This is a genomic window from Microcystis sp. LE19-8.1F (genome assembly GCF_027531715.1).
Taxonomy (GTDB): Bacteria; Cyanobacteriota; Cyanobacteriia; order Cyanobacteriales; family Microcystaceae; genus Microcystis; species Microcystis wesenbergii_A.
Genome location: NZ_JAPZSO010000017.1, coordinates 27349 through 42021 on the forward strand (window position 1 = coordinate 27349; position 14673 = coordinate 42021).

Below are 14673 nucleotides of genomic sequence, written 5' to 3' on the forward strand. Positions count from 1 at the left end.
ATCCCCGTGCCGAGTATGGAAGTTTATTTTAAAATTCTGCGTCAACGACCCAACGACACCCCCTACCTAGAAAATTTTACCCTAGAGGTGGAGGCGGGAAATACAATTCTCGACTGCCTTAATCGCATCAAATGGGAACTTGATGGAACTTTGGCCTTTCGCAAAAATTGCCGCAACACAATTTGTGGCAGCTGTGCTATGAAAATTAACGGTCGTTCGGCCCTGGCTTGTCAACAAAATATCGCCAGTGAATTAAACCATTGTAGCCAAAAAGATGCCGGAGAAATTCCTGAAATCACGATCGCGCCCCTAGGCAATTTACCGATTATCCGGGATTTAATCGTTAATATGCAACCGTTTTGGGACGATTTAGAAAGGGTTGAACCTTATATTAGTAGTCAAGCGCGCACCATTCCCGAACGAGAATTTCTGCAAACTCCAGAAGAAAGAGCCAATCTCAATCAGATGGGTAACTGCATTATGTGCGGGGCCTGTTATTCAGAATGTAACGCCAAGCAAGTCAATCCCGATTTTGTCGGTCCCCACGCTTTAGCAAAAGCACAGCGCACCCTAGCAGATTCCCGCGATGGTAATCAGGAAAGTCGCCTAGAACTTTATAACCAAGGCACCGCAGGGGTTTGGGGTTGTACCCGTTGCTATTTCTGTAATGCGGTTTGTCCCATGGCAGTGGCCCCCATGGATCAGATTAGTAAAATTAAACAGGAAATACTCGCCCGCAAGTCGGACGATAGTAGTCGTCCCATTCGTCACCGGAAAGTTTTAGTGGAATTAGTCAAAGCAGGGGGATGGGTTGATGAACGCAAATTCGGCCTCTATGTGGTGGGCAATTATTGGCGCGATTTACAGGGTTTATTAAGTATTGCCCCCTTGGGATTGCGGATGATTGCTAAGGGTAAATTTCCCACTTCCTTTGAAGCTTCCGAGGGAACCGAGGAAGTGAGAGGTTTAATTACTGCCATTCAAAATTCTCGCTCTTGATCACTCTCGATAGTTAGAGCAATTTTCAGATGTATTATGAGCTATATTCTATTTGACTGGAGAACCCCTTATCATGTTCGATCAAGATAGTATCCGTGGTTTTTCTGCCCTAATCACCCTTGTGGGAGTCGCTTCTAGTTTGGGTTTTAGCTTCAACGCACCGGCTTTCTCCCAAGCTACCTCTAACAATTTACCTTTACTCTTAGCCCAAAAAAGCGAAAAGGTGCGAGTAGCGGTTTTAGACTTCGATTATAGCGGTCTCAGTAATCCCCAGTGGTTAACATTTCTCAATGGTGGGGCCAGTGGTGTCAGCGATATTCTCGTCAATAAATTGGTGGAAAGTGGTCGCTATACAGTCATTGAGCGCAGTCGCATTGATGCTGTCCTCAGAGAACAGAATTTCGGGGCTTCGGGACGGGTAGATGCCGCTACCGCTGCTCAAATCGGGCAAATTTTGGGGGTAGATGTGGTGATTATCGGTTCGATTACCCAATTCGATTTACAAAAAAAACAATCCGGTGGCTCGTTTATTATTTTTAGCACTGCCAAGACAGAAACCGATGCTTTTGTCAAGTTGAATGTCCGGGCAATTAATACCACCACGGCCGAAATTATTACCACCGCTCAGGGAGATGGTACTGCCAATCAATCCGATGGTTCAACCGTGGTTTTAGGAGTTGGGGGTGGTTCCCAAACCTCCAACGAAGGGAAATTACTCAGTATTGCCACCGATAAGGCAGTGGCGCGGGTGGTGGATAATCTCAATGATAAAGCCGACCAAATCGCCGCTACACCTCGCTCGCTCCCGACTGTCACCGCTTTAGTGGCTGCCGTGGCGGGAAATCAGGTAATTCTCAATAAAGGTACGGGAGAAGGTTATCGTGTCGGTTTACGCATTTCCATCGAACGGACGACTCAAACGGTCAAGGATCCGCAAACGGGTAAGGTTATCCGTCAGATTACTCAACCGATTGGCACTCTCGAAATTGTCGAAGCTGATGGTCAATCTAGCGTCGGTCGCATCATTACCGGTAATGGTTTTAAAGTCGGTGATTTAGCTAAACCCATTCGTTAGTTATGAATTATGAATTGGGGAAGTGGGGAAGTGGGGAGATCGGTAAACTTAAATCTGATAACTGATCACTGATAACTGATAACTGATTACTGATAAGTGAACACTCACGAAAATTTGAAGTTATTTGACACTCCCGTCGCACTAAGCGCTTCGGGATTCTTAGTTCAACGAGTCCACTTAAATTAGATGCCTTGCGTTATCCAACCCAGAGGTGGTTCTCTCCCTAAGCGTTACTTTTCGTATGCCCTACGATAGTCCCCCTTGCCCCCCCCGACGTCGGGGGGGGGCAAGGGGGGGGTACAAAGTTTGCTTGAATTGAAACGTTAGCTTCAAATACTGCTTTGTCTATTTCCTGTAAAGATTTTACATCACGAGCAGGGGGAAACTAGAACTATTGAGTAGAACCCCATATCTTTAATTGTCAAGGTGCAGATAGCGTAGTGGTTAGACTACATGGGTTTTTAAAGCGGTTGATTACCCTATCCGCTCTACTTACATGGTAGCTATTTGGCCTGAGTAGGTCAAGACCCTTACAAGAAGAAGTTATTCGAGATTTTGTCAGGAGACTGGACGCTTATTTTTAATCGTGCTTCGTGTCACTGAGCCTTTACGTTGAGCCTTTACATTGAGCCTGTCGAAATGTGTCGAAGTGCTGTTTTATATTGGCGCTTGGTTTCATCCCGTCGCTTTTAGGGACGGGATGAAACCCCGACATTTGAGATAAAATTTATAATCGGAATCCCTTGGATATTCCCTAGACCAGAGCGATTAACGAAAACTATCAAAAAATGGTACAAGATCAAAAACCCACGGTGATCATTACTGGGACAACTTCTGGAGTCGGTCTCTACGCCGCTAAATCCCTTGCTCAAAGAGGTTGGTTTGTGGTTATGGCCTGTCGGGATATCCCGAAAATGGAACAGGCTGCCAAGGAATTGAACATTCCCCGGGATAACTACTGTATTGAATTTATCGACCTCGGTTCCCTCGATAGCGTCCGGCGCTTCGTTAAAAATTTCCGGGCCTTGGGCCGCTCTCTAACCGCTTTAGTCTGCAATGCCGCTATCTATCTGCCTTTGCTCAAAGAACCCTTAAGAAGTCCCGACGGTTATGAATTGAGCATGGCCACCAATCATTTAGGTCATTTCCTGCTCTCGAATTTGCTCTTGGAAGATCTAAAAAATTCCCCTTCTCCCGACCGCCGTTTAGTCATTCTCGGCACTGTCACCCATAATCCCGATGAATTAGGCGGGAAAATTCCTCCTCGTCCCGATTTGGGCGATTTGGAGGGGTTTGCCAAGGGTTTCAAAACCCCGATTACTATGGCCGACGGCAAAAAATTTGAATCGGTCAAGGCCTACAAAGATAGTAAGGTGTGTAATGTTCTCACCATGCGGGAACTGCACAAACGCTATCACCAATCGACCGGAATCACTTTTACTTCCCTCTATCCGGGTTGTGTGGCCGATACACCCCTTTTCCGCAACCATTACCCCTTTTTCCAGCAGTTTTTCCCCTGGTTCCAGAAAAATATCACCGGTGGCTATGTTTCCCAAGAATTAGCCGGGGAAAGAGTCGCTATGGTGGTGGCTGACCCCGAATACCGTCAATCCGGTGCTTACTGGAGTTGGGGCAACCGTCAGAAAAAAGAGGGTAAATCCTTTGTGCAAAGGGTTTCTCCTCAAGCTCGCGACGAGGAAAGAGGGGCAAAAGTGTGGGAATACAGCGCTAAATTAGTCGGATTAGCCTAATTTCTGATTTTGAGACTAAAAAAGGACACAAGTTAACTTGTGTCCTTGTGGAAGCGGGGAGCGCCGGAGCAGCAAGAAACAATCCATAACTGGGTTTTTAAAGTTTGATTGGCAGTTAATGATATTATTAAAAACGGATTTGGTATTATTCCGATTTTACTGTAAGCTTTTGCCAATCTTGACGGACAAGATTAGTAAACTTTCCTCAATGATCACTTGATCGGTAAAAATTTTTAAGTCAGAAAATTCAAAAATTGCTGGATGACAAAAGCATTAGACAAATCAATAAAAAATGCCCCCACCAAAGGAACAATAATAAATGCTTGGGGAGAAGCCCCAAAATTTTCCGTTACTGCTGTCATATTTGCGATCGCTGTGGGAGTTGCCCCTAGAGTTAAACCCAAATAACCGGCGCAAACTACTGAAGCATGATAGTTTTTTCCCATTACGGGAAAGACCAGTAAAACAGTATAAATAATGCTGAGTGAGAACTGCACTAATAACAGGATAGCAATCGGTCCGGCCAAATCGATCAATGTCCATAATTGTAAACTCATCAAGGACATTGATAGGAATAAACCGAGACTAACATCAGAAATTAAGGCTAAAGAGGGCGTATTAGCGGGCCAAGGAAAGCGTTTCAATAGCAAAGGTACGGTATTAGTCAGGATAATTCCTGCCAATAAACAGGTGACAAAATCCGGTAATTTTAAACCAAGGGGAGTTACCCAGTAGTTAATCTGATTACCTAAACCGATAGTTAAACCAATCACCAAGATTGAATGGAGCATTGTATTGTAATCGATATTGACATTCCTCTGGCTTTGTTTAATTCCCACCGTTAAATCTTGGTCCTGATTATTGGCTCGCAGTCGATTTCTAGTAATTAACCATTTAGCCACCGGTCCGCCAATAATTCCCCCTAAAACTAGCCCAAAAGTAGCACTGGCTATACCGATTTCTGATGCTTTGGCGATGCCATAATTATCACGAAAAATAGAAGCCCAAGCAATGGCAGTCCCGTGACCGCCACTCAAAGAAACGGAACCAGCAATCAAACCGATGCGTAAATCCAATCCCATCACTTTTGCCACTCCTAACCCGGCTAAATTTTGTAGAATGAGATAAACCACCGCGGTTATCAATAAAATTAGCAAGGGTTTCCCCCCTTGCAGCAGGGTTTTTAGTTTTGAGGACAGCCCGATAGTAGTAAAAAAAACGATTAACAGGGCATCCCGAACATTGAGGGTAAATTCGATTTGCCATTTAAAAACAGCAAAAAATAGACCGAAAAATAAGGAAGCTAAGACACCACCAGCAACGGCATCAGGAATGTTATAATCTTGTAGAAATTTGATATTTTGGCTTAAATACTTACCGAGATAGAGGACTAGAATAGCAATAATAATTGTCTGGCGTTGGCTAAATTGATAAATTTCCATTTTCTTAATCTTAGTTCTCCAAGATGGTTTACTTAAGTTTAGTCCTAATTTTCAGTAACAGCCTTATCTGTAAGAAAGCCGCAATGAAAAAAGGACACAAGTTAACTTGTGTCCTTGTCGGAGCTAGGAACTTAATTTTTATTTAGTGTCGGAGAATTCCGCATCGATGACATCATCGCCACCACCAGCACCACCAGAGGGGCCATTGTTATTGCCACCGGTGGGATTGCTAGGGGCTGCTTGCTGATAGATACGGGTACCGATCTCGTAGAGGACTTGTTGTAATTCCGGTAGGGCTACTTTGATCTTACCATCATCCTCTTGAGCGATCGCTTCTTTCAGTTCTTTAATCAACTTTTGGGCTTTCGTTTTCTCTAATGGGGGAACCTTATCGCCTAACTCGAATAACTGCTTCTCAGCTTGATAAACCAGGGAATCAGCTTGATTTTTGCGTTCAATGCGTTCGCGACGTTCTTTATCAGCCGCGGCGTTCGATTCTGCCTCATTTACCATGCGTTCCACTTCATTTTGCGGCAAGGTAGAAGCGCCGGTGATGCTGATCGATTGTTCTTTTCCTGTACCTTTATCCTTAGCGGTGACATTTAAAATACCGTTAGCATCGATGTCGAAAACCACTTCGATTTGAGGCAGACCACGAGGAGCGGGAGGGATGCCATCGAGTCGGAAAGTTCCCAAACTCTTGTTATCTCTGGCTATTTCCCGTTCCCCTTGCAGGACGTGGATTTCTACGTTAGTTTGTGAGTCTACTGCCGTAGAGAAAACTTCCGATTTTCTGGTGGGGATAGTGGTATTGCGGGGAATAATCCGCGTCATCACACCGCCGAGGGTTTCCACACCCAGAGACAGAGGAGAAACATCAAGCAGAAGAATATCTTTGACTTCACCGGCAAGAACACCACCTTGAATAGCGGCACCCACAGCTACCACTTCATCAGGGTTAACGCTTTGGTTAGGCTCTTTGCCCAGAACTTGTTTAACTAATTCTTGAATGGCGGGAATCCGGGTTGAACCACCGACGAGAACCACTTCATCGAGGGCAGATTTATCGATTTTGGCATCACGGACGGCATTTTCTACGGGACGCCGACAGCGATCAATTAAATCGCCACAAATTTCCTCAAATTTAGCTCTGGTTAAGGTAGTATCTAGGTGTTTTGGTCCTTCGGCGGTAGCGGTGATGAAGGGCAGGTTAATTTCCGTTTGGGTAACGCTAGAAAGCTCAATTTTGGCTTTTTCCGCCGCTTCCGTGAGACGTTGCAGGGCTTGTTTATCTTGACGGAGATCGATTCCTTCAAATTTTTCGAATTCTTCGGCTAAATAATCAACGATTTTTTTATCGAAGTCATCACCCCCGAGATGAGTATCTCCAGAGGTAGCGAGAACTTCAAAGACACCATCACCCACTTCCAGAACCGATACGTCAAAGGTTCCCCCACCCAAGTCAAAAACGAGAATGGTTTCGTTAGCTTTTCTCTCTAATCCGTAGGCAAGAGAGGCGGCGGTGGGTTCGTTGATAATGCGGAGAACTTCAATCCCGGCAATTCTCCCCGCATCTTTGGTGGCTTGACGTTGGGAGTCATTAAAATAAGCAGGTACGGTGATGACTGCTTGGGTAACGGTTTCGCCGAGGTATTTACTGGCATCTTCCACCAGTTTCCGCAGTACCTGGGCGGAAATTTCTTCGGGGGCGAATTGTCTGCCCTGGGCCGGACAGTCTAATTTAACGTTGCCGTTGCCGTCTTGAAGAGCTTTGTAGGATACTTCTGTGGCTTCCTTGCTAACTTCGTTGAATTTCCGGCCGATGAAGCGTTTGACGGAATAAAAAGTATTGTACGGGTTCATTACCGCTTGACGTTTGGCGATTTGTCCTACTAGGCGCTCGCCATTTTTGGCGTAGGCGACGACTGAGGGCGTTGTTCTAAATCCTTCGGCGTTGGCGATAACGGTGGGTTTACCCCCTTCCATAACCGCGACGCAGGAGTTAGTCGTCCCTAAGTCAATTCCAACTACTTTTCCCATAATCTTTGTGCTGCTCCGATACAACTATAGTGAATTCTAGAATCGGAACTGTACTCGGTTTTTAGGCGATACCTACCCCTATCAGTTCCTTCGTTATCTCTATAGTGCAAAATAACCCCGCTTTCTCGATAGTGTAGGTATCCGAACCTTTTTGGTAGTATTACAGTAGTCGGTAAACCTCCGGTGAAAGTGAAAAATTCTCCTGGGGGCAGTCTGAACGAGTAATAGACCTCTTGCAAAAATCAAAAATCTTCCGTGAGGTGAGGAGTCAGTAGCCAGTAGTCGGTCGTCAGGAGAATTAAGAATGAGCATTATATAGATTAAATGCTCTATTTAGCAATTTTATGCAATTTTATGCTTATTTTTCTCATTTTTGCCCTCTCAAAAATTAATTATGCAAGAACTCTAATTTAGATAGTCAACAGCTTATCCTCTGTGTTAAAACACGATCACTGATAACAATTTATCTAAATTTATCGCAGAATCTCAATTGCCTTATTGTCTTAGTTGTATCCGCTTTTTATCTGATTTTTTCATAAAAAATATGACTTACGAAACTCTGGAACTTTCCACACCGACACCGATTTTATCTTGGGCGGGGCATGAATTGGGACCCCAAGAAACCCAAATGGCCAAAAATGTCGCTTCCCTACCTTTTGTTTATAAACACATTTCTTTAATGCCCGATGTTCACTTGGGTAAAGGTGCTTTAGTCGGTTCGGTTATTGCCACCAAAGATGCCGTAATTCCCGCCGCCGTCGGGGTCGATATCGGTTGCGGCATGGCTGCCCTAAAAATGCCTTTCACCGGTGAACAATTGCAGGGAAAACTTAAAAAAATTCGCCTCGATGTGGAGGCGAATATTCCCGTCGGTTTTGCGGAAAATAAAGAAGTGGATCGGGAAGTAACTAAATGGCCAAAATGGGCGGAATTTAAACAGATTCATCGAGGCGTACAAAACCTAGAGAAAAAAGCCCTTAAACAAATGGGTTCTCTGGGGGGTGGTAATCACTTTATCGAAATTTGTTTAGATACAGACAATCAAGTTTGGTTAATGCTCCATTCCGGTTCTAGAGGTATTGGTAATCAACTGGCCCAATGTCATATTGATACTGCCAAAGAGTTAGCCAAACTAGCAGAATGTAAATTACCCGACCTCGATCTGGCCTACTTTGTCGCCGGTACAGAAGAATTTGCCGCCTACTGGCACGATCTACAATGGGCCCAGGAATATGCCCGTTATAATCGGGAAATTATGATAGCTAGATTTAAACGCATTGTTGAAAAACATCTAGCGGGAGGCAAACCAACTAAACCCCTCTTAGTAGTTAATTGTCATCACAATTATGCCGAAAAAGAAATTCATTTTGGGGAGGAGGTTTATGTCACCCGAAAAGGAGCCGTCCGCGCTAGAGAAACCGATTATGGTATTATCCCCGGTTCCATGGGAGCGCAATCTTATATTGTCAAAGGCAAAGGGGAACATAATAGCTTCTGTTCCTGTTCCCACGGGGCTGGGCGCTTGATGTCGAGAAATCTGGCTAAAAAAATCTTTACTCTTGATGATTTAATCGCCCAAACCGAAGGGGTTGAATGCCGCAAGGATGAGGGCGTTATTGATGAGATTCCGGGAGCTTATAAACCGATCCAACAGGTGATGAATCAACAGGCTGATCTCGTGGAAATTGTCGCCACTCTCAAGCAGGTGATGTGTGTCAAAGGTTAACAAATCATGGCAAGAGCGATCAATTTTTGTCGTTTTTTCCCTAGCATGAAAAAGATAGGAATCGATCGAGGATTATAAGCGATGAGTCTGACTATTGCTGCCGAATTAGGGCAAATTCCCGCCCATCATCTCAATATCATGGGCTATGTGGATGAATCCGCCGTTAACGGCCCCGGCTGTCGGGCGGTGGTCTGGGTACAGGGTTGTTCTCGCCAGTGTCGGGGTTGTTTTAATCAAGCTTCCTGGTCCTTCGAGATCAATCAATTAATTACTGTTGAGTCTCTAGCTGCCAAAATTTTGGCTAATCCCCGCAATAGAGGCCTAACTTTCTCCGGAGGTGAACCTTTTTGGCAAGCAAAAGCCTTGACAGAATTAGCTAAATATGTTAAGGAAAAAGGCTTAAATGTGATGTCCTTCACGGGATTTACGATCAAACAATTGCGCTCAACCCAAGCACCGCCCCACTCTCAAGAATTATTGGCCCAGTTAGATATTTTGGTGGATGGGGCCTATGTGGAATCCCTGGCTATTCATTCCCCCGATTCTCCCGTTTCTTCTAGCAATCAACGGATTCACATCCTCAATCCCGCTTGGGAAGATCAGATTAATTGGGCATCGGATCAAGTGGAAATTCATATTCTCAAAGACGGAACCCGAATTTTTACGGGATTTTGGGGACAGATTATTTCTTGATCAGGCCCAGAATCAGTGAACAGTAATCAGTAAACAGTAGTGCGAAACGTTTAGGCATGAAATAAGGAGCCATAGACCTGAAATAACCGCTTGACCGACCTTATAACTGTTTATCTGTCCCGACGTTTAGTATCACTCGATACCATTTTTCTTTATTCTTGGCAGGTATCTTACCCCCCCTGCCCCCCCGCCCCCCCCGATGTCGGGGGGGCAGGGGGGGTGGGGGGCAGGGGGGGGTTAGGGGTGAGGGCAATTAACCATCTCTGCCATTACTTGTGAAAAATGGTAAGCTAAGACGCATTTAAAGCGCTTATTCTTAAGATTAGCCGAATCTCCCCCAATCCCTTTACTGTTGCCTCTTGCAAGAGTGCCTCTTGCCTCGTCTCAACAAGCAATTTAAATGCGCGGGCAGCTTATCACATCTGACAACTCACATCTGATAACTGATAACAGGGCCGAATCTAAAACCTAATTGGTTAAGCTAAAAGCTTTGATGTGCTTAGTTTCTAACCTTCTTTTTAGGTAGGAGAATTGCCAGATTCTGTCTTCTGCACGAGTGCCTGTTGCCCCTTGCCTTCAGAAGCTGATAACTGATAACTGAAATCCCCAACCCCCAACCCCGATCGAGAAAAAATTTTTTTGTACAGGGAATCCTTAAAATAGAAAGGGGACACAAAACCAAGTTGCCGGTATTTTTTCCCTGGGCATGGTGGCGCAGTTTATAGAATTTAGCTGGAATTTATGAATCATTTTCTGCATTCTTTCACTGTTTTTCCTGATTCTGCCCGAAAATCTCGCTCTTACTCCCTAGGTAAACTTCGACGACCGTTAATCTTCCTGTTTACCGTTGGTTGTCTGACTAGCGTGGTCGGTTATCGTTTCTATAATCAGCCGAAATTGGCCGTCGGGACTATTTCTCCAGTCACAATTATCGCCCCCGAAGATGCCCGTTTTGAAGACCAAGAAACCACCGCCCTCAAACGCCAAAAAATTCGGGCTGGACTGCTTCCCCGGCTGAAAAGAGACCCCCAAACCACCGCCCAGATTGAGCGATCGCTACGGGACACTTTAGGGCAATTAAGTCAAATTAGCCCAATTTTGCCAAAAAATTCGATTTTACTGAGCAGAACTATTGCTAACGCCACACTGGGAACGCTGCTCACCTTTTCTGCCGCTCAATGGTCAACTCTACAAAGCGGCCTCAACCATAAAGAATCTTTTGCAAAACCCTTGACAAAAGAGCAGGAATATGCTATGCAGGAAATCCAAGCCTATGGTCAGCGCGTGACGAAGGGAAACTTTGAGCAATTTATCGATCGATTGGAGCAGTTACGGCAAATACAGGAGCAAACCAGCCAAAATTATCGGCATTCCAGCTTAAATAAACTCAAATATGCCGATCTGATCACAGCGGCCCAAATGGGCGATCGAGAGTGGCAAAACCTAGAAAAAGCCGTCCTGCAAGCGGGGCGCCGGATTTTGGTACAAGGCATTCCCCCCGGGATTTCCACCAGTCACCTACAGGATACCATCGCCGTGCAGATTAGCAGCGATCGCCTAACCCGTCGTCAGCAGTCTTTAGCCGAAAATATCCTTCTGGCGGCCCTAGAGGGACAAACGAACCTGATAGAAGATCGAGAGGCAACCAAAGAACAAGCCACTAAAGCAGTGGAAGCGGTAGATATGGTCATGTCTAACGCTCAAACCGGTCAAATTATCGTTAAAGCAGGCGAAAAAATTACTCAAGCTCAGTTTGTTCTCATCGATGGTTTTGGTTTAAGCGAACGGGGCATTAACTGGATGGGTTTAGGGTCAACGGCAATCCTTGTCACCAGCGCGATCGGGACTTTTTGCCTCGTTGCCCAACGTCTCCATCGGCCTCTGCGTCACCGGGATTTTATTCTCTTGGGTTTGCTAAGTTTTACCACACCGATCCTAGCGATCGCCCATATTCCCTTTACCAATCTGGCAGCCGTGGGTTTATTAGTCAGCAGTTTCTATGGCCCGACTCTGGCCGTCACCCAAGTCCTCTTAACTGCCGGTCTTTCCCTATTCAGCATCCAAGGCATCAGCGCCGATTTAATCGCCGGGACGATGGGGGGACTATTAGCGGCGATGATAGCGGCAAAATTGCGCTCCCGGGATGAATTATCGCTCCTAGGGATGGGAATCGGAGTCAGTCAAGGGGGTGTTTATCTGCTCACCTACCTGATCGTTAGCGCCACGGCCAGCACGGTCATCTATACTCTACTACCCACGGCGCTCGTCTATGGTCTATCGGGGATAGCTTGGACGGTAATCGCCCTAGGATTATCCCCCTATTTGGAACGCTGTTTCGATGTGGTGACTCCCATTCGTCTGGTGGAGTTGTCCAATCCTAATTGTAGTTTGCTCAAACGTTTGGCCACGGAAGCGCCGGGTACTTTTCAACATACCCTTTTTGTCGCCTGTTTAGCTGAAGCGGCCGCTCGAAAACTGCACTGTAATGTGGAATTAATTCGCACGGGAACCCTCTATCACGATATCGGGAAAATGCACGATCCTCTCGGTTTTATTGAAAATCAAATGGGTGGCCCGAATAAACACGATGAAATTAACGATCCCTACGTCAGCGCCGAGATTATTAAAAAGCACGTTAGCGAAGGGTTAGTCATGGCCCGCAGACACGGTTTACCGCGAGTAGTCCGCGATTTTATTCCTGAACACCAAGGCAATCTCTTAATTTCCTATTTTTATCAGCAAGCTTTGCAAAAATCCGCCCAAAATGGTCAAGAATTCGTCGATGAGGCGGCCTTTCGCTACGATGGTCCGATTCCCCAATCGCGAGAAACGGCGATCGTCATGTTAGCCGATAGTAGCGAGGCCGCTTTGCGATCGCTGAAGGAGGCCTCCCCAGAACAAGCCATGGATATGATCAAAAAGATTTTTCAGGCCCGATGGCGCGATCAACAATTAGTAGATAGTGGTATTCGTCAGGAGGAATTACCAATTATTGCCGAGGTTTTTGTGCAAGTTTGGCAACAATTCCACCATCAACGCATTGCCTACCCGAAAGCAGTTTTAGAAGTCTCCTCAGCCAAAAAAATATGAAAAAAGATACTTGGCTAAATCAGTTACAATTTCTCTACGAACAAGATGAACATCTCTGGTTGACTGAAACAATTAAACTTCTCAAGGAAAATCGTCTAGCTGAGTTAGATATTCAACATTTAATCGAGGAGTTGGAGGCTTTGAGCAAACGGGATAAAAATCGAGTTGAGAGTTTTTTAAGACAGATAATTATTCATCTTTTGCTCTGGCAATATTGGTCAGAAGAATTTGAATTACATCATCGGCATTGGCAAGGAGAAATAGCTACTTTTAGAGTGCATCTAAATGGATATTTAAGTACAAATTTAGAAAAATATCTCCTAGATAACCAAGAAAGAATTTATCAAGATGCCGTTTTTATTGTCGGGCAAAAAACTGAAATATCTCCTCACAATTTTCCTCTAAATTGTCCCTATTCTCTCGAACAAATGCTTGATAGGCATTGGTTGCCAGAGCGAAATTAGTTAAATCCCACAGCTAAAAATCAAGGATAATTACCAAAATGCTACTAATTACTCTCAACGAAAATACTTTATCTTTATCTCCTGGCAGTCAAGTTATTTTTACCCATCAGACTTGGGAAGATTACGAAAGATTGCTGAGTTTACGTCTCCAAAAAACCTATCCCAAACTCTATTTTAATCGCAAAACTCAAGAAATTAGGCTTATGTCTCCTTTACCAAGTCATGGCAATCGTGTTGATACATTAAGGGATTTAGTAAAAATTATCCTCCGTCGCCAAGGCAAAGACTGGCAATGTTTTGATCCGATTACCTTGAAAATGCCGGGGGAAGCAGGAGTAGAACCAGATACTTGTTTTTATATTGATAATAGACAGGCAATTTTAGGCAAAGAGAGAATTGATTTAACTGTCGATCCTCCTCCCGATTTAGCTATAGAAGTGGATTTTACTTCCCTGACTGATGTAGAGGCTTATCAATTGTTGAAAATACCCGAATTGTGGGTTTATCGTCGGGAAGAATTAAAAATATATCTGTTAATAGAAGACAGTTATCAAGAAAGCGAAAACAGTCGTCTCTTTCCCGATATAAATATCAAGAAACTTTTTCCCTATTATGTAGAATTAGGCTGGAGCCAAGGTTCTAGTCTTGCTTTACGTCAATTTGAAGCTTTAGATAGGGCTTGCTGAAAAAGTTTGTTGGTGGGGGCAGGGTGTGGCCCCCCCAACCCCCCCCCGACATCGGGGGGGTGGGGTGTAGGGTGTGGGGTTTTACCGATTTTGAGGTAGTCAGTTACCTAATTTTCAGGGAAAAAGCACCTGAATTTTCCCCCCGATCACTCCAATGGTCGGCACTTTTTGAGGTCAAAAAAGTCTAAAAGCCTTATCCAACAAGGTTTTTAGATTTATTCAGCAAGCCCTAGATAATTTTAGTTAATAATCAATGCTGGTTATGGTGGTTTTCTCAACTAGACTCAGTGAGACTAACGATTAGAAGTCATTCCAGCCTGTTAGTAATTGCTCTTGGGTTTCCTGAACAAGTTTTTGAATTGGCGTTGTAATAAACAAGAGAGCGGCTTATATTACCCAAAAAATCTCCACAGACAACATCAAATAAATTTATTTTTATCAATTCAAATACTAAGTAGTCGTGCAAAATTAATTTCCTAGTCGAGACAGGAGACAGGCTTCGGCCGTGAGCTTTTGCGTTCGACAAAAGCTCACGCCGAGGTCCGAACGGAGACGGTCGTCAGGAGACGGCAGACGGGAGACGGGAGACGGGAGACGGGAGACAGCTATTAGGGATCGGATTTGAGTTTTCAGTTCACTGTTTCCTCACACCAGAAGTCTGACGGAGTAGTGGCTTAGATGTGTAATTAATTTTGCTTAGGTACTTA

Annotated in this window: 11 protein-coding genes; 9 read left to right on the forward strand and 2 right to left on the reverse strand. The window is 44.7% G+C overall.

What is annotated here, in order from left to right; translation table 11 throughout:
• Positions 1-15 precede the first annotated feature (15 nt).
• The 3 genes from O9334_RS02240 (at position 16) to O9334_RS02250 (ending at position 3825) form a co-directional block, all read left to right on the forward strand.
• Positions 16-999, forward strand: coding sequence for a succinate dehydrogenase/fumarate reductase iron-sulfur subunit (locus O9334_RS02240; RefSeq protein WP_045362108.1), 984 nt, complete (start codon positions 16-18; stop codon positions 997-999).
• A gap of 73 nt (positions 1000-1072) precedes the next feature.
• The gene (locus O9334_RS02245; RefSeq protein WP_045362111.1) at positions 1073-2074 is read left to right on the forward strand and encodes a CsgG/HfaB family protein; all 1002 of its coding nucleotides are present in this window, start codon (positions 1073-1075) and stop codon (positions 2072-2074) included.
• 788 nt (positions 2075-2862) lie between these two features.
• Positions 2863-3825 carry a protochlorophyllide reductase gene (locus O9334_RS02250; protein ID WP_287999009.1) on the forward strand — a complete coding sequence of 321 codons (963 nt, stop codon included), beginning with the start codon at positions 2863-2865 and terminating at the stop codon, positions 3823-3825.
• 233 nt (positions 3826-4058) lie between these two features.
• Here the strand turns inward: O9334_RS02250 and gltS are convergent, their stop codons facing one another.
• Together gltS and dnaK are read right to left on the reverse strand one after the other, a co-directional pair.
• A complete protein-coding gene (gltS, locus tag O9334_RS02255) occupies positions 4059-5267 on the reverse strand; it encodes a sodium/glutamate symporter (RefSeq protein WP_045362115.1) in 1209 nt (402 codons plus the stop codon).
• Between the two features lie 138 nt (positions 5268-5405).
• The gene (gene dnaK, locus O9334_RS02260; protein ID WP_045362117.1) at positions 5406-7307 is read right to left on the reverse strand and encodes a molecular chaperone DnaK; all 1902 of its coding nucleotides are present in this window, start codon (positions 7305-7307) and stop codon (positions 5406-5408) included.
• Between the two features lie 544 nt (positions 7308-7851).
• Here dnaK and O9334_RS02265 point away from each other — a divergent pair.
• From O9334_RS02265 to O9334_RS23020, 6 genes are all read left to right on the forward strand, one after another.
• A complete protein-coding gene (locus O9334_RS02265) occupies positions 7852-9033 on the forward strand; it encodes an RtcB family protein (RefSeq protein WP_045362120.1) in 1182 nt (393 codons plus the stop codon).
• 81 nt (positions 9034-9114) lie between these two features.
• Positions 9115-9726: a 4Fe-4S single cluster domain-containing protein gene (locus tag O9334_RS02270; RefSeq protein WP_045362123.1), complete on the forward strand. Its 612-nt coding sequence runs from the start codon at positions 9115-9117 to the stop codon at positions 9724-9726.
• 741 nt (positions 9727-10467) lie between these two features.
• Positions 10468-12816, forward strand: coding sequence for an HD family phosphohydrolase (locus tag O9334_RS02275; RefSeq protein WP_287999014.1), 2349 nt, complete (start codon positions 10468-10470; stop codon positions 12814-12816).
• Entirely contained in the window at positions 12813-13280 is a 468-nt protein-coding gene (locus O9334_RS02280) for a DUF29 domain-containing protein (protein ID WP_045362131.1), read from the forward strand. The genes O9334_RS02275 and O9334_RS02280 overlap by 4 nt, the downstream gene beginning before the upstream one ends.
• A gap of 38 nt (positions 13281-13318) precedes the next feature.
• Positions 13319-13966 (forward strand): Uma2 family endonuclease, encoded by a 648-nt coding sequence (locus O9334_RS02285; RefSeq protein WP_045362134.1) that lies wholly within the window; start codon positions 13319-13321, stop codon positions 13964-13966.
• Positions 13960-14154 (forward strand): hypothetical protein, encoded by a 195-nt coding sequence (locus O9334_RS23020; RefSeq protein ID WP_045362137.1) that lies wholly within the window; start codon positions 13960-13962, stop codon positions 14152-14154. Before O9334_RS02285 ends, O9334_RS23020 begins: the two co-directional genes overlap by 7 nt.
• The last annotated feature ends 519 nt before the right edge of the window (positions 14155-14673 follow it).

Bases quoted from the DNA above. Each gene is read 5' to 3' on its own strand.
- O9334_RS02240 (WP_045362108.1), top strand. From the start codon at position 16: ATGGAAGTTTATTTTAAAATTCTGCGTCAACGACCCAACGACACCCCC.
- O9334_RS02245 (WP_045362111.1), top strand. From the start codon at position 1,073: ATGTTCGATCAAGATAGTATCCGTGGTTTTTCTGCCCTAATCACCCTT.
- O9334_RS02250 (WP_287999009.1), top strand. From the start codon at position 2,863: ATGGTACAAGATCAAAAACCCACGGTGATCATTACTGGGACAACTTCT.
- gltS (WP_045362115.1), bottom strand. From the start codon at position 5,267: ATGGAAATTTATCAATTTAGCCAACGCCAGACAATTATTATTGCTATT.
- dnaK (WP_045362117.1), bottom strand. From the start codon at position 7,307: ATGGGAAAAGTAGTTGGAATTGACTTAGGGACGACTAACTCCTGCGTC.
- O9334_RS02265 (WP_045362120.1), top strand. From the start codon at position 7,852: ATGACTTACGAAACTCTGGAACTTTCCACACCGACACCGATTTTATCT.
- O9334_RS02270 (WP_045362123.1), top strand. From the start codon at position 9,115: ATGAGTCTGACTATTGCTGCCGAATTAGGGCAAATTCCCGCCCATCAT.
- O9334_RS02275 (WP_287999014.1), top strand. From the start codon at position 10,468: ATGAATCATTTTCTGCATTCTTTCACTGTTTTTCCTGATTCTGCCCGA.
- O9334_RS02280 (WP_045362131.1), top strand. From the start codon at position 12,813: ATGAAAAAAGATACTTGGCTAAATCAGTTACAATTTCTCTACGAACAA.
- O9334_RS02285 (WP_045362134.1), top strand. From the start codon at position 13,319: ATGCTACTAATTACTCTCAACGAAAATACTTTATCTTTATCTCCTGGC.